This window comes from Nocardioides convexus (assembly GCF_011090295.1).
Genome location: NZ_JAAMYA010000001.1, coordinates 1,015,239 through 1,028,358 on the forward strand (window position 1 = coordinate 1,015,239; position 13,120 = coordinate 1,028,358).

General features: G+C 71.0%; 7 protein-coding genes and 12 pseudogenes. 4 read left to right on the forward strand and 15 right to left on the reverse strand.

The window, feature by feature from the left end; genetic code table 11:
• Positions 1 to 131 precede the first annotated feature (131 nt).
• The 7 genes and pseudogenes from acnA to G5V59_RS07570 all read right to left on the reverse strand — a co-directional run bounded on the left by acnA (position 132) and on the right by G5V59_RS07570 (position 4,922).
• Positions 132 to 1,913, reverse strand: a pseudogene (gene acnA / locus G5V59_RS36090) (aconitate hydratase AcnA).
• Between the two features lie 20 nt (positions 1,914 to 1,933).
• Positions 1,934 to 2,140, reverse strand: a pseudogene (locus tag G5V59_RS36095) (aconitase family protein); the annotation flags it as partial.
• A gap of 122 nt (positions 2,141 to 2,262) precedes the next feature.
• Positions 2,263 to 2,886: pseudogene (locus tag G5V59_RS36100) on the reverse strand (aconitase family protein); the annotation flags it as partial.
• On the reverse strand, positions 2,835 to 2,963 hold the full coding sequence (locus G5V59_RS36105; RefSeq protein ID WP_341350882.1) for a hypothetical protein: 129 nt from the start codon (positions 2,961 to 2,963) through the stop codon (positions 2,835 to 2,837). The pseudogene G5V59_RS36100 and the gene G5V59_RS36105, both read right to left, overlap by 52 nt.
• A 440-nt stretch (positions 2,964 to 3,403) precedes the next feature.
• Positions 3,404 to 3,484 (reverse strand): annotated as a pseudogene (locus G5V59_RS36110) (hypothetical protein); the annotation flags it as partial.
• 23 nt (positions 3,485 to 3,507) lie between these two features.
• Positions 3,508 to 3,885, reverse strand: coding sequence for an ATP-binding cassette domain-containing protein (locus tag G5V59_RS07565; RefSeq protein WP_341350883.1), 378 nt, complete (start codon positions 3,883 to 3,885; stop codon positions 3,508 to 3,510).
• A 197-nt stretch (positions 3,886 to 4,082) separates the two neighbouring features.
• Positions 4,083 to 4,922 (reverse strand): ABC transporter transmembrane domain-containing protein, encoded by an 840-nt coding sequence (locus G5V59_RS07570; RefSeq protein ID WP_278256069.1) that lies wholly within the window; start codon positions 4,920 to 4,922, stop codon positions 4,083 to 4,085.
• A 346-nt stretch (positions 4,923 to 5,268) separates the two neighbouring features.
• Here G5V59_RS07570 and G5V59_RS07575 point away from each other — a divergent pair.
• Positions 5,269 to 5,607: pseudogene (locus tag G5V59_RS07575) on the forward strand (dihydrofolate reductase family protein); the annotation flags it as partial.
• Positions 5,608 to 5,688: 81 nt separating this feature from the next.
• Here G5V59_RS07575 and G5V59_RS07580 read toward each other — a convergent pair.
• Both G5V59_RS07580 and G5V59_RS07585 read right to left on the reverse strand, forming a co-directional pair.
• A pseudogene (locus tag G5V59_RS07580) lies at positions 5,689 to 6,694 on the reverse strand (TRAM domain-containing protein).
• Entirely contained in the window at positions 6,603 to 8,846 is a 2,244-nt protein-coding gene (locus tag G5V59_RS07585) for an APC family permease (RefSeq protein WP_278256070.1), read from the reverse strand. The pseudogene G5V59_RS07580 and the gene G5V59_RS07585 overlap by 92 nt, the downstream one beginning before the upstream one ends.
• Before the next feature lie 324 nt (positions 8,847 to 9,170).
• Here G5V59_RS07585 and G5V59_RS36115 point away from each other — a divergent pair.
• A pseudogene (locus tag G5V59_RS36115) lies at positions 9,171 to 9,446 on the forward strand (NAD-binding protein); the annotation flags it as partial.
• Positions 9,447 to 9,845: 399 nt separating this feature from the next.
• Positions 9,846 to 10,523, forward strand: a pseudogene (locus G5V59_RS07595) (TrkA family potassium uptake protein).
• Between the two features lie 4 nt (positions 10,524 to 10,527).
• Here G5V59_RS07595 and G5V59_RS07600 read toward each other — a convergent pair.
• The 6 genes and pseudogenes from G5V59_RS07600 to dut form a co-directional block, all read right to left on the reverse strand.
• Entirely contained in the window at positions 10,528 to 10,881 is a 354-nt protein-coding gene (locus tag G5V59_RS07600) for a DUF3159 domain-containing protein (RefSeq protein WP_278256071.1), read from the reverse strand.
• A 20-nt stretch (positions 10,882 to 10,901) separates the two neighbouring features.
• The gene (locus tag G5V59_RS07605; protein ID WP_278260281.1) at positions 10,902 to 11,120 is read right to left on the reverse strand and encodes a hypothetical protein; all 219 of its coding nucleotides are present in this window, start codon (positions 11,118 to 11,120) and stop codon (positions 10,902 to 10,904) included.
• Between the two features lie 174 nt (positions 11,121 to 11,294).
• A pseudogene (locus G5V59_RS07610) lies at positions 11,295 to 11,574 on the reverse strand (OB-fold nucleic acid binding domain-containing protein); the annotation flags it as partial.
• 237 nt (positions 11,575 to 11,811) lie between these two features.
• Positions 11,812 to 12,081, reverse strand: a pseudogene (locus G5V59_RS07615) (DUF3710 domain-containing protein); the annotation flags it as partial.
• On the reverse strand, positions 12,008 to 12,169 hold the full coding sequence (locus G5V59_RS07620) for a hypothetical protein (RefSeq protein WP_278260282.1): 162 nt from the start codon (positions 12,167 to 12,169) through the stop codon (positions 12,008 to 12,010). The gene G5V59_RS07620 and the pseudogene G5V59_RS07615, both read right to left, overlap by 74 nt.
• 193 nt (positions 12,170 to 12,362) lie before the next feature.
• Positions 12,363 to 12,785, reverse strand: a pseudogene (dut, locus tag G5V59_RS07625) (dUTP diphosphatase); the annotation flags it as partial.
• Positions 12,786 to 12,923: 138 nt separating this feature from the next.
• Between dut and G5V59_RS07630 the strand changes: the two are divergent.
• Positions 12,924 to 13,043, forward strand: a pseudogene (locus tag G5V59_RS07630) (hypothetical protein); the annotation flags it as partial.
• Between the last annotated feature and the right edge of the window lie 77 nt (positions 13,044 to 13,120).

Below are 13,120 nucleotides of genomic sequence, written 5' to 3' on the forward strand. Positions count from 1 at the left end.
TCGCTGCGACGGCGGCGGGGTCGAAGCCTGGGCGGGATGGCGCGCATGGGCGGAACCGTACGGCAGACGACGAACGGCCCGCCTCTCCGTTTCCGGAGGGACGGGCCGTTCGCGTGGAGCAGGTGCGGGACTCAGCCCCGCAGCAGGTTCCGCAGGACGTACTGCATGATGCCGCCGTTGCGGTAGTAGTTCGCCTCACCGGGGGTGTCGATGCGGACGACCGCGTCGAACTCCACGCCGGAGTCGGTGCTCACCTTGACGGTCGAGGGCGTGGTGCCGTCGTTGAGCGCGGTGATGCCGGTGATGGAGAAGGTCTCCTCGCCCGACAGGCCCAGCGACTCGGCGTTCTCGCCCTCGGGGAACTGCAGCGGGATGACGCCCATGCCGATGAGGTTCGAGCGGTGGATCCGCTCGTAGGCTCTCGGCGATGACCGCCTTGACGCCCAGCAGCGAGGTGCCCTTGGCCGCCCAGTCACGCGACGAGCCCGAGCCGTACTCCTTGCCGGCCAGGACGACCAGCGGGGTGCCGGCGGCCTGGTAGTTGACCGAGGCGTCGTAGACGAAGGTCACCGGGCCGTCGGCCTGGGTGAAGTCGCGGGTGAAGCCGCCCTCGGTGCCCGGCGCGATCTGGTTGCGCAGGCGGATGTTGGCGAAGGTTCCGCGGATCATGACCTCGTGGTTGCCCCGGCGCGAGCCGTAGGAGTTGAAGTCACGCTGCTCGACGCCGTTCTCCGTGAGGTACGCACCCGCGGGCGAGTCCTTCTTGATCGCACCCGCCGGCGAGATGTGGTCGGTGGTGACCGAGTCGCCGAGCTTGAGCAGGACCCGGGCGCCGTCGATGTCGGTCACCGGGGCCGGCTCGTCGGGCATGCCGTCGAAGTAGGGCGCCTTGCGGACGTACGTCGGGTCTCTCGTCCCACGTGAAGGTGTTGCCCTCCGGCGTGGGGAGCGAGCGCCAGCGCTCGTCGCCCTTGAAGACGTCGGCGTAGGAGTCGGAGAACATCTGGGAGTTGATCGCCCCGGCGATGGTCTCCTCGACCTCGGCCGGCGAGGGCCAGATGTCCTTGAGGAAGACGTCGTTGCCGTCGGTGTCCTGGCCCAGCGGGTCGTTGAACAGGTCGACGTCCATCGAGCCGGCGAGCGCGTAGGCCACGACCAGCGGCGGGGACGCCAGGTAGTTCATCTTGATGTCGGGGCTGATCCGGCCCTCGAAGTTCCGGTTGCCGGAGAGCACCGAGACGACGGCGAGGTCGTTCTCGTTGACCGCCGCGGAGACCTCGGGGATCAGCGGGCCGGAGTTGCCGATGCAGGTGACGCAGCCGTAGCCGACCAGGTTGAAGCCCAGCCTTGTCGAGGTACGGCGTGAGGCCGGCCTTGTCGTAGTAGTCGCTCACGACCTGCGAGCCCGGGGCCAGCGTGGTCTTGACCCACGGCTTGCGGACCAGGCCCTTCTCGACGGCCTTCTTCGCCAGCAGCGCGGCGCCGATCATGACCGACGGGTTGGACGTGTTGGTGCAGGAGGTGATCGAGGCGATCGTCACGGCACCGTGGTCCAGCGTGAAGGTGGTGCCGTCCTCGAGGGTGACCTCGACCGGCTTGGACGTGCGGCCACCGTCGACGGGAGCCGCCGAGAGGTGCTGCGCGGCCGGGGCGGCCTCGCCGTTGGACTGCGCCGGGTCGTGCGAGGGCGCGTCGGAGCCCGGGAAGGACTCCTCGACGGCCTCGTCGTAGCCGGTGGTCTGCTGGTCGTCGCCGGCGTAGTCGCCGAGCGCGTTGCGGAAGGACTCCTTGGCCTCCGAGACCAGCACGCGGTCCTGCGGGCGCTTGGGCCCCGCGATGGACGGCACGACGGTCGACAGGTCCAGGCTCGAGCCTTCTCCGAGTAGCGCGGCTCGGCGGCCGGGTCCAGCCAGAGGCCCTGCTCCTTGGCGTACTTCTCGACGAGCGCGATCTGCTCCTCGGAGCGGCCCGTCAGCCGCAGGTAGTTCGTGGTCTCCTCGTCGATCGGGAAGACCGCGATGGTCGAGCCGAACTCCGGCGACATGTTGCCGATGGTGGCGCGGTTGGCCAGCGGCAGCGCCGTGACACCGGGGCCGTAGAACTCGACGAACTTGCCGACCACGCCGTGCTTGCGCACCATCTCGGTGATCGTGAGCACGAGGTCAGTGGCGGTGGAGCCCTCGGGCAGCCTCGCCGGAGAGCCTTGAAGCCGACGACGCGCGGGATGAGCATGGAGACCGGCTGGCCGAGCATCGCGGCCTCGGCCTCGATGCCGCCGACGCCCCAGCCGACGACGCCGATGCCGTTGACCATGGTGGTGTGGGAGTCGGTGCCGACGCAGGTGTCGGGGTAGGCCAGCAGCTCGCCGTCGACCTCACGGGTGAAGACCGTGCGGGCGAGGTGCTCGATGTTGACCTGGTGCACGATGCCGGTGCCCGGGGGGACGACCTTGAAGTCGTCGAAGGCGCCCTGGCCCCAGCGCAGGAACTGGTAGCGCTCGCGGTTGCGCTCGTACTCGATCTCGACGTTGCGCTGGAACGCCTCGGGCGTGCCGAAGACGTCGGCCATGACGGAGTGGTCGATGACCATCTCGGCGGGGGCGAGCGGGTTGATCTTGGTCGCGTCGCCACCGAGCTCGGCCATCGCCTCGCGCATGGTGGCGAGGTCGACGACACAGGGCACGCCGGTGAAGTCCTGCATGATCACGCGCGCCGGCGTGAACTGGATCTCCTTGTCGGGCTGGGCGTTCTCGTCCCACCCGGCGAGGGCCTTGATGTCCTCGGCGGTGATGTCCGCGCCGTCCTCGGTGCGGAGCAGGTTCTCCAGGAGGACCTTCAGCGAGAACGGCAGGCTCTCGACGTCCAGGCCCTCCCCCGGTGACCGCATCGAGGCGGAAGATCTCGTAGGACTTGCCGTCCACGTCCAGGGTGCTCTTGGCGCCGAAGCCTGTTCTTGCTGGCCATCGCGTCTCCGTCCTCATCGACTTCATCGTTGTCGGTAGGTCTCTCCGGCCATCCTGCCGCCGCGATGCGGCGTACGGATAGTGAGGCTGACCTAAGTTCGCAGAGTCCTCGGGGCTCCGATATCTCTTGACGTCAAGATACACGATCCGAAGGCAGATCACCAGCGAACTGGGTCGTGTACAGACTCGGCGTACCGACCGCCGGCCGCCAGCAAGCTCGCCGTGCGTCCCGCGCTCGACGATCCGGCCGTCCTCGACCACCGCGATCAGGTCCGCCGCGCGGATGGTGGAGAGCCGGTGCGCGATGACCAGCGCCGTCCGCCCGGCCAGCGCCTCGGCCAGCGCTGCCTGCACGGCCGCCTCCGAGGTGGAGTCCAGCGAGGCGGTCGCCTCGTCGAGGATCACCACCTGCGGCTGCTTGAGCAACAGGCGCGCGATCGTGAGTCGCTGTCGTTCGCCGCCGGAGAGCCGGTAGCCGCGCTCCCCCACGACGGTGTCGAGCGCGTCCGGCAGCGAGCGCACGAAGTCGGCGAGCCGGGCCCGGTTCAGCGCGTCCCACAGACTCGTCCTCGCCGGCCCCGGGCCGTGCCAGCAGCAGGTTGCCGCGGATGGTGTCGTGGAACAGGTGGCCGTCCTGGGTCACCATGCCCACCGCGTCCCGGATCGAGCGCGCCGTCAGGTCCCGTACGTCGACCCCGGCCAGCCGCACCGCGCCGGAGTCCACGTCGTAGAGCCGGGAGACCAGGCTGGGCCAGCGTCGACTTGCCCGCGCCCGAGGAGCCCACCAGCGCGACCACCTGCCCGGGCTCGGCACGCAGCGAGACGCCGTGCAGCACCTCCTCGCCGCCGCGCGCGTCGAGCACCGCCACCGCCTCCAGCGAGGCGAGCGAGACCTTGTCGGCGGCCGGGTAGGAGAAGTGCACGTCGTCCAGGCTCGACCGCGACCGGACCGGCGGGCAGTGCCCCGGCGCCGGGGCGCTCCTTGATGAGCGGCTCCAGGTCGAGCACCTCGAAGACCCGCTCGAAGGACACCAACGCGCTCATCACGTCCACCCGGGCGCTCGCCAGGGAGGTCAGCGGCGCGTAGAGCCGGGTGAGCAGCAGGGAGAGGGCGACCACGTCACCGGCGTCGAGGCTGCCGCGGATGGCGGCGAGCCCGCCCACGCCGTAGACGACCGCGACGGCGAGTGCGGAGACCAGGGTCAGCGCGGTGACGAAGGTGGTCTGCACCATCGCCGTGCGGACCCCGATCTGGGCGACCCGCTGCGCTCGCGCGGCGAACTCCGCCGACTCCTGGTCCGGGCGGCCGAACAGACTTGACCAGGGTGGCGCCGGGCGCGGAGAACCGCTCGGTCATCTGGTTGCCCATCGCGGCGTTGTGGTCGGCGGCCTCGCGTTGGATGCCGGCCAGGCGGCGCCCCATCCGCCGCGCGGGCACGACGAACACCGGCAGCAGCACCAGGGCCAGCAGGGTCACCTGCCAGGAGATCCCCAGCATCACCACGAGCGTGAGGGTCAGCGTGACGAAGTTGCCGACCACCCCGGACAGGGTGGTGCTGAACGCGCGCTGCGCGCCGATCACGTCGTTGTTGAGCCGGCTGACGAGGGCGCCGGTGCGGGTGCGGTTGAAGAAGGCGACCGGCATCCGCTGGACGTGGTCGAAGACCGAGGTGCGCAGGTCGAGGATCAGCCCCTCGCCGATCCGGGCGGACAGCCAGCGCGCGAGCAGGCCGAAGGCGGCGTCGGCGACCGCGAGGCCGGCGATCGCCAGCGCCAGCGTGGTGACCACCTGCTCCTTGCCGCCCTCGACGATCGCGTTCACCACCCGGCCCGCCAGCACCGGCGTGGCGACGGCCAGCGCGGAGGTGACCACGCTGAGGACCACGAACCCGATCAGGCTCCCCGCGTCGCGGCCGGGCGAAGGAGAGGATCCGGCGGGCGGTGGCCGCGTTGAAGGCACGCTGCTCGTCCGGTCCGTGCATCCCTCGGTAGACCTGGTTCCACGCGACCTGTTCCATGCTCATGGCGCGACCGTAGAACCTCAAGTCGGGTTGAGGACAAGCCAGTCTGCCCTCACCTGGAGAAAACTTCCGGCGCGTTGTCGTACCGGCCCGGCACCGTTCGTGGAGAGGATGACAAGCGCCCCCACCCGACCCAGGAGGTCACCATGCGCACCCTGATCTACACCGCCTTCGTCTCCGTCGACGGCGTCGTCCAGGCTCCCGGCCCCGAGGACGGCTACCGCAACGGCGGCTGGACCTTCCAGGGCATCGAGTTCCTCCCCGAGGTCTACGAGTCTCAAGGGCCGCGAGCAGGAGGAGGCGAGCGCGATGCTCCTCGGGCGGGTGAGTCACCAGGCATTCGCGCCGGTGTGGCCCTCGATGACCGAGGAGTTCCCCCGCTACAACGCGATGCCGAAGTACGTCCTCTCGACGACGCTGCAGGGCTCCGACCTCGTCGACAACTGGGGCGAGACCACGATCCTGCGCTCCCTCGACGACATCGCGGCCCTCAAGGAGACCGACGGCGGCCCGATCTCGATCCACGGCTCCGCCAGCCTGGCGCGCAGCCTCGCCGACGCGGACCTGATCGACCGCTTCCACCTGCTCGTCTTCCCGTGGGTGCTCGGAGCGGGCACCCGGATGTGGAGCGAGACCGACAAGGACCGCCGGAAGCTGGAGCTCGTCGAGAGCGAGAGTCTACGCCAACGGCGTGCAGAAGCTCTGCTACGCCGTCGTGCGCTGAGGCTCCAGCAACGCCACGCACTCGACGTGGTGGGTCATCGGGAACAGGTCGAAGGCGCGCAGCGACTCCAGCGCATAGCCGTGCTCGGCGAAGATCGCGAGGTCCCGGGCGAGCGCGGCGGGATCGCAGGCGACGTAGGCCACCGCCCGTGGCGTACGGCGCACCACCTGCTCGACCACGGCCCGCTTGGCGCCGGCGCGGGGCGGGTCGAGCACGACCAGGTCGACCGGCGCGGGCAGGTCGTCGGCCAGCACCGTGCCGACGTCGCCGGCCCGGACCACCACGCCCGGGCAGTTGCGTGCCGAGAGCGCGGACGCGGCCGCGTCGCCCTCGACCGCGGCGACCCGCCCCTCCGGGCCGACCGCGTCGGACAGGAAGCGGCTGAACAGCCCGACGCCGGCGTACAGGTCGAGCACCGACTCCCCCGGCCGCGGGCCGAGCGCGGCGAGGACCGCGTCGACGAGCGCCTCGGGAGCTCCGGGGTGGACCTGCCAGAAGCCGCCGTCGGCGACCTCGAAGACGTGTCCGCGGACGTCGTACGACGGGCCCGTGGGGGCCTCCAGCAGGCACTCCTCGACCGGGACGACCTCGTGGGAGCGGTGCTTGCGCATGCCGCGGCGCCCGTCCGGCAGGGTGACGTAGCGCTGCCGGGTACGCCAGTGCAGGCCGTCCACGTCGCCGGGCACCGCCTCGACCTCGACATCCACGTCCAGGCGGGCGACCCGGCGCAGCTTGCTCGCGCACGACATCGGCCTTGAGCCGGCGCTGTGCGGCGAGGTCGACGTGCTGGAAGTCGCAACCGCCGCAGAGGCCGGGGCCGGCGTACGGGCAGGGGGCGGGGACGCGGCCCGGCGAGGCGCTGAGCACCTTGACGGCGTCGGCTCGCCAGAACCGGTCACCCTCGGTCCCCTCGGTGACCTCGACGACCACCCGCTCCCCGGGCAGCGCGTGGCGCACGAAGACGACCCGGTCCTCCGCGCGGGCCACGAAGTGACCGCCGTGCGCGACGGGCCCGACCTCGACCTCGAACCGCCGGCCGGTCACCGCCGCGCCGCGTGCCTTGCGGGCGCGGAGCCGTCGTCCGGACGGACGGCTCACCGTGGGATCTGCCCGGACGAGTGCTCGTCGTCCACCCGGCCACGGCGCAGGTCACCGGGCCGCACCCGGTGCTCCTCGCGCTCCTCGCGCTCCAGGGCGATGCCGGAGGAGCGCAGGCTGGTAGGGCACGGAGGTGACCATCACGCCCGGGGTGAACAGCAGCCGGCCCTTGAGCCGCAGCGCGGTCTGGTTGTGGAGCAGTTTGCTCCCACCAGCGACCGACGACGTACTCGGGGATGTAGACGGCGACGACCGCGCGCGGGTTGGCACCGCGGATCGCCGTGGCGTACTCGATGATCGGCCGGACCACCTCGCGGTACGGCGAGTGGAGCACCTTGAGCGGGACACCGGTGTTCCGCTCGTCCCACTCGGCGAGCAGGCGGGCGGTGTCCTTCTCGTCCACGGAGACGTAGACGCCCTCGAGCGAGTTCGGGCGGGTGGCCTTGGCGAAGGCCAGCGCCCGCAGCGTCGGCTTGTGCAGGCTTTGGAGACCAGCACGATCGCGTGCACCCGGGTCGGCAGCGCCTTGTCGGTCTCGTCGGCGGCGAGTCTCGCGCTCGACGTTGTCGTAGTGCTTCTTGATGCCCTTCATCACGGCGAAGAAGAAGCACATGGCGAGGATCGTGATCCAGGCACCGGCAAGGAACTTGGTGAGCAGCACGACGACGAGGACGACGGCGGTGAACGAGAGGCCGACCGCGTTGATCGTGCGCGAGCGGACCATCCGGCGTCGTTCGCCCGGGTCGCGCTCGGTGGCCAGGTGCCGGGTCCAGTGCCGGATCATGCCGAGCCTGGCTGAGGTTGAAGGAGACGAAGACGCCGACGATGTAGAGTCTGGATCAGGCTTGGTCGTCTCGGCGTCGAAGGCGATGATCAGCACGATCGCCATCAGCGCGAGGAAGACGATGCCGTTGCTGTAGGCGAGCCGGTCGCCCCGGGCGCCGAGCGCGCGCGGGGCGAGGCCGTCCTTGGCCAGGATCGAGCCGAGGACCGGGAAGCCGTTGAAGGCGGTGTTGGCGGCGAGCACCAGGATGACGCCGGTGACGGTGACGACGAAGTAGAAGCCCGGGCTGAAGTCGTGGAAGACCGCCTGGGCGATCTGCGCGATGACGGCGTGCTGGTCGTAGCCGTCGGGCAGCGGCGCGCCGTCGAGTGTCAGCCGGTCGAGCTCGTGCGGGTCGACGTACTTGAGGCCCATCTGCTTGGCCAGCACGATGACGCTGAGCATCATCGAGATCGCGATCAGGCCGAGCAGCAGCAGCGTCGTCGCGGCGTTCTTGCTCTTCGGCCGCTTGAAGGCCGGCACGCCGTTGGAGATCGCCTCCACCCCGGTGAGGGCAGCGCAGCCCGAGGAGAAGGCCCGGGCCAGGAGCACGATCAGCCCGAACGTGGTGAGCGGGTCCTCCCAGCCCTCCTTCGGGATGATGTCGAGCGAGGCGCTCTCGGCCAGCGGCAGGTCGCCCAGGGCCATCTCGAAGAAGCCGTAGGCGCACATGCCGAGGATCGCGAACATGAACAGGTACGTCGGCACCGCGAAGAAGGACCCCGACTCCCGGATCCCACGCAGGTTGATCGCCATCAGCACCAGCACCAGGACGACCGCGACGAGTGCTTCGTGGTCCTGGAAGGCGGGGATCGCCGAGGAGGCGTAGTTGGCACCGGAGGAGATCGACACCGCGACGGTCAGCACGTAGTCGACCAGCAGCGCGCTGGCGACCGTCATGCCCGCCGTACGGCCCAGGTTGACGGTGGCCACCTCGTAGTCGCCGCCGCCGGAGGGATAGGCGTGCACGGTCTGGCGGTACGACGCGATGACCGCCGCCATCACCAGCGCGACCGCGATCGCGATCTTCCACGACCACACGTACTGCGACGCGCCGGCGATGGCCAGCATGATGAAGACCTCGTCGGGGGCGTAGGCCACCGAGGAGAGCGCATCGCTGGCGAAAACAGGAAGCGCGATGCGCTTGGGGAGCAGCGTCTCCCCCAGTTGTGCGCTGCGTAGGCTTGCGTCCGAGCAGGATCCGCTTCGAGACGTCACCGACACCCACGGGCGCAACGTTAAGGCATGCCCGCCCGCCCGGTGGCGTCGCGAGCGGCACCCGGACCCGCGACTTGGGATTTCCCACCCGCGACTTGGCACTTCCCACCCGCGAGTTGGCACTTCCCACCCGCGACTTGGCACTTCCCACCCACGAGTTGGCACTTGTGCACCGGTGGGAACCCACAAGTCACGGGTGGGAACCCACAAGTCACGGGTGGGAACCCACAACTCGCGGGTGGGAACCCACAACTCGCGGCGGGAGGCGGGACGCGGCGCCACGATCCGCGGTGCTATAGCGTTCCCGTCGTGCACGTCGTGATCATGGGATGCGGTCGAGTCGGCTCGACCCTGGCCCGCAGCCTCGAGGACCGCAACCACACGGTGTCGGTCATCGACTCCGAGCCTGACGCCTTCCGGCGCCTCGGGCCGGGCTTCAACGGGGACAAGATCCCCGGGATGGGCTTCGACCAGGAGGTCCTGGAGAAGGCCGGCATCCGCCGCGCGGACGCCTTCGCCGCCGTCTCGAGCGGTGACAACTCCAACATCATCGCCGCCCGCGTGGCGCGCGAGACCTTCGGGATCCAGCAGGTCGTGGCCCGGATCTACGACCCCGGCCGGGCCGAGGTCTACCAGCGCCTCGGCATCACCACGGTCGCCACCGTGAAGTGGACCGCCGACCAGGTGCTGCGCCGGATCCTGCCGGCCGGCGCCGAGCCGGACTTCCGCGACCCCTCCGGCACGATCCGGGTCGACCACGTCCCTGCCCCCGAGGTGTGGGTGGGTGCACGGGTCGGCCAGCCTGCAGGAGCAGGGCCGGTGCCGGGTCGCCTGGATCGACCGGCTCGGGGAGGGCGTCCTGCCCGACCGCGACAGCGTGATCCAGGAGGGCGACATGCTGCACCTGATCACCCGCGAGGAGACCGCGGAGCTTTCGTACGACGTGCTGGGCCGCGGCCCCGAGCACGGCGATTGAGCAGCCTGAGGAGACGACAGACCATGAGAGTCGCTATCGCCGGTGCCGGCGCCGTGGGTCGCTCGATCGCGCGGGAGCCTGATCGAGAACGGCCACGAGGTGCTCCTCATCGACAAGTCCCCCAGACTCGATCCGCCCCGAGCGGGTCCCGGACGCGGAGTGGCTGCTGGCCGACTCCTGCGAGTCTGTCCTCGCTGGAGGAGGCCCGTCTCGACAAGTGCGACGTGGTCATCGCCGCGACGGGTGACGACAAGGCCAACCTGGTCACCTCGCTGCTGGCGAAGACCGAGTTCGGCGTGCCGCGCACGGTGGGCCGGGTCAACCACCCCAACAACGAGTGGCTGTTCACCGAGGCCTGGGGCGTCGACGTCAACGTCTCGACCCCGCGGATCATGTCCGCGCTGGTCGAGGAGGCGGTGACCGTCGGCGACCTGGTCCGGCTGTTCACCTTCCGCCAGGGCAACGCCAACCTGGTCGAGATGACCCTGCCCGCGGACTCGCCGTACGTCGGCAAGGCCTCGGGGCTGATCCCGCTGCCCGAGAACTGCGCGCTCGTCACCATCCTGCGCGACAGCCAGGTCTACGTGCCGACCCCGGAGCAGCCGGTCGAGGCCGGGGACGAGCTCGCTTTCGTCGTGCCCAGCGAGGCCGAGGACGCCCTGGAGCGCCTGCTGGCGCCCGACTCGCACCCCGAGAAGTAGCGCCTCAGGCCGGGCCGGGCTCCGCCTCGGCCGCCGGCTCGAGCGGTGTCGCGTTGCGCGCGAGCAGCCAGATCATCAGCGCCCACGAACCGATCCGCAGCACCCAGCCCAGGACGGTTCTGAGCGCGAAGATGAGCCACACCGCGGTGTCGGTGCCGATCACCCCGTGGTCGCCCATCAGCCAGACCGGGCCCTGGAGCAGCACCCCGATCGCGCCGGGCAGCAGCATCACCCAGGTCAACCGGCTGCACAGCCGCACCACCTGGCGGTTGGAGTGCCAGCCGATCGGGTCCTCGGCGACCGCGCCGAGCATGAAGCCCAGCGCCGGCCAGCCCGCCAGGCAGGACCCGCCCAGCACGACGGTGTAGGCCAGGCTGATCAGGATGCCGGGCAGGAAGAAGGCCAGCCTTCTTCTCGTCCTCCGTCGCCCCGGCGCTGTCGGCCCACTGCACGAAGGCCCAGCCGATGGCGATGCCGAAGATGGCGTTGAAGACGTACTGCATCGTGGTGCGCTGCAGGACCCGCAGGAGCAGCGCGATGCCCGCGACGCCGAGGCTCGCGATCAGGGCCCAGCGCAGGTTGTCGGTGGGCATCCACACCGCCGTGAACACCAGCCCCGGTACGGCGGCCTCGAGCATCCCGCGCCGCCCACCCAGCGCCGCGGCCAGCCTGGTGGCGCACCAGCGCCTCGACGGTGTCGACGCCGATCCGCTTCCCGGCGTCGGCGGAGAGCGTGTGCTCCTCGTGCTCCTCCGTGCCGGTCACAGCAGACTCGTACCGCGGGTTGTAGAGGATCCGGCCGTCCTCGTGCAGGCCGATCCGGCCACTGACCTCGATCGCCCGGCCGGGACCGATCCCGGCGATCCGCCGGCGGCCCAGCCAGATCACGGTGATGGTGCCGGTGCCGTCGTACAGGCTCGGCCTCGAGGGCGGGCACGCCGCCGCGCGGGCGCAGGGTGACCGTGCGCAGCGTGCCGCGCAGGCGCACCGGCTCACGGTCCGGGGCCTCGGCGATGCCGACGACGCCCTCGCGGGTGAACGTCCGGCGCATCTCGCGGGCGTCCGCCTCGGCGTTGTTCGCCCACTTGCTGATGGTCCGCCGCAGGCGGCTCTTGGTGGCCACGGGAGTGCTCAGTCGGCCGCGGGCCTCGGCTGCGCCCCGTCGGGGAGGTTCAGCGGCAGCCTGCTCCCCACCGGCATGGCGTGGTTGCCGCGACGGACGGCGAGCCTGGGAGATCGCGGCCTCCCACTCCTGCGCCGCCTCCGGCGCGCGGGCGGGCTCACCGAGGAAGGTCGCGCGCAGCAGCCAGCGGGGTCCGTTGACGCCGATCACGCGGGAGGTCTGGGTGCCGGCCTGTCCGTCGGGACGCGCCACCTGCACCTCGCACACCAGCTCGGTGCCGAAGCGGCCCTCGCGCTCGGTGGCCGTGCCACCGCGGCGGGCGGCGTCGGCGGCGATCTGCGGGCGGATGTCGGCCCAGAGATCACCGTGGCGCGGCGCCGCGAAGGCGCGCGGCTCCAGCGCGCCCTCCTCGGTCGCCAGGAGCACCGCGCGCACCTCGCCGGACTGCTCGTCCACCTGGACGCGCAGGCTCGCGGTCCGGCAGCGGGGCGATGATCAGCGAGCCGAGGTCGAGGCGCGGCACGCCGTCCTCGGGCAGACTCGTCGACGTCGTAGGGCCCGTCCGCCGCCGCCTCGGCGTCGGTCGTGCCCTCAGTGGCGGTCTCGTCCGTGGCGACCTGCTCGGTCTCCTCGGGCGCCCCCTTGCGCCGCAGCCTCACGATGCTCTCCTCCTCAGGGCTCGTCAGCGAGCCAGGCTCGTCGGGGTTCGAGAACCCTCCGGTAGAACCGTAGCCGCCACTGCCACGCACGCTGTCCGGAAGGCTCGCGACCGGGACGAAGGCGGCCCGCTCGTAGCGCTGCACCACCAGGCTGGGCGACCCGGTCGCCCCGCTTCAAGGTGATCGGCTCGACCGGGTCGTGGTTGATCAGCAGCACCTTGATCTCGCCACGGTAGCCCGAGTCCACGGTGCCCGGGGTGTTGACGATCGACAGGCCGTGGCGCGCGGCCAGGCCCGAGCGCGGGTGCACCAGCGCGACGTACCCCTCCGGCAGGGCGATGGCGATCCCGGTCGGCACCAGTGCCCGCTCCCCCGGTGCCAGCCTGCACGTCGACCGTGGTGAGCAGGTCGGCGCCCGCGTCGCCCGGGTGGGCGTACGCCGGCAGGGGCAGGTCGGGGTCCAGGCTGCTGGACGGCGATCTCGAGGTCGGCAGGCACGGGGAGACCCTAGGCGATGGAGGAGAAGAGCGAGATGGGATCATCCTCGGCGTGACATCGTCGAGGGCCGCCTACGCCGAGCGGCTGCGCGTCCCGCTGCGCTGGTGGGCCCAGGGAACGATGTTCATCGCCACCTTCTGGCTGGCCATGATCGTGGCGCTCATCGAGAAGGCGCCGCTGCTGCCGTGGGTGATCACCGGACTGCTGCTCGCCCTGCTCGCCCTCTTCCTGCGCTCCTACGGCGGCGCCCGGCTCGTCGTCGACGAGGGCTGGTTCCTCGCCGGGCGGGCCCGGATCGAGCCTGGAGCACCTGGGCC